The organism is Pseudomonadota bacterium (genome assembly GCA_010028905.1).
Lineage (GTDB): Bacteria > Vulcanimicrobiota > Xenobia > RGZZ01 > RGZZ01 > RGZZ01.
The window spans coordinates 1-1,319 of sequence record RGZZ01000839.1 but is presented as its reverse complement, the minus strand read 5'-3'; the positions used below and the strand labels follow the sequence as shown (position 1 = coordinate 1,319).

Here is a 1,319-nt window from a genome sequence, read left to right as displayed (position 1 = left end):
GCGCGATACCGTGTCGGTTCGCAATCCCTGGGGCACGGTCGGCGCGGGATACAACACCCAGACCATCGCCGACAAGGGCAGCGGTCTCTTCGAGATGAAGGTCGACGACTTCCTGAAGAACTTCTCCGATATCGTGGTGGGCGACCCGCCAGCCCCCCTCACCGCGGTGGGCTGAGCGCGGCCACCATTCGTCACAGCATCAGCGAGCTGTCAAGGTAGAGCGCTTCGAGCCGCGCGCGGTTCTCTCCGTTGAGGCGCACGGCCTCGTGCAGGCTCTCATCGGCCTGCGCAACCATCTCACGGGCTGCGTCGAGCAGCAACCGATCCCCCTCTGTCAGCGCGCGCTCCACGATCTCGAGCGCAGCCAGAAAGCCCTCGGTCGCCTCGACACCAACCGCGATCTCGTGGCGCATGATCTCCTCGGCCGCCTCCGGAAGGTCAAGCTCGAGAAGGCCCTTTCCCAGCATGACGAGACGCTGGGCGAGATGTTCGATCTGGGCCATCAGCGCAGGGTCTTCGTGGAGCGCGCCTCGCGCCTCTTCGATGAGGGCCATGATCTCGAGCGCGCGGGCACTGGGCGCGGCCCCTTCAAACACGAGATCGGCAGCTTCCATCTGCGGTACTCCCCTGCACTGTCGATTTCAAGATACGGTGCTCGGGCCTCGCCCCCCTGTCTCGACGACGGTGAGCGAAGCCCTTGCCCCGTCTTCATCGCGCGCGCCGCAACCGCTGACGAAACGCCTCCGCGAGACCGCCGAGCCCCTGAGCAGCCAGCGCAAGGGGGTGGGCGTCGAGCCACGCAGACACCTGCTCCCCGTTCCAGGCATTGGCGAAGTTCCCGGTGAGGGCGATACCGGTCTCGAGGTTCAACGTCTGGTGCCACCAAGCGCTGGGCGTGAAGATCACATCCCCCGGCTCCACATCGGCCACGACGGCGCGCGCCTTCGCAAACAAGGGGAAGCGCGCGAGATCCGGCGCAAAGGCATTGACCCGACCGTCGTAGAGGCAGTCGTCCTGCCCCGGTGGGAAGAGGATCCAGCGCTTCCGACCCGTGATCTGTGCGTTCCAGGCGCTCGAGTGCGCCACGTCGAGATGCAGCCACGACCCTGTGCGCGGCGGCCCGATGAACATCCAGATCAGGGTGGGGCGCACTGCTTCATCGACCTGGGCCAGCCAGTCATCTCCCAGCCACGACGGGACCTCGAAGTCGTCGAGCAGCGCGGGGAAGGCCTCCCAGAAGCGCCAGCTCGCAAGGTACCAGGGGGCTTCATCATGCTGCGCCTCCGTGGCAAGATAGCGGGCATATTCCCGCAGCGTGG

At 66.3% G+C, this 1,319-nt stretch carries 2 protein-coding genes; both read right to left on the bottom strand.

The features are described from left to right. Positions 1 to 191 precede the first annotated feature (191 nt). Entirely contained in the window at positions 192 to 614 is a 423-nt protein-coding gene (locus EB084_25765; protein ID NDD31671.1) for a hypothetical protein, read from the bottom strand. 94 nt (positions 615 to 708) lie between these two features. Then, on the bottom strand, positions 709 to 1,319 hold a 611-nt coding region (locus EB084_25760; protein NDD31670.1), incomplete at its 5' end, for a hypothetical protein.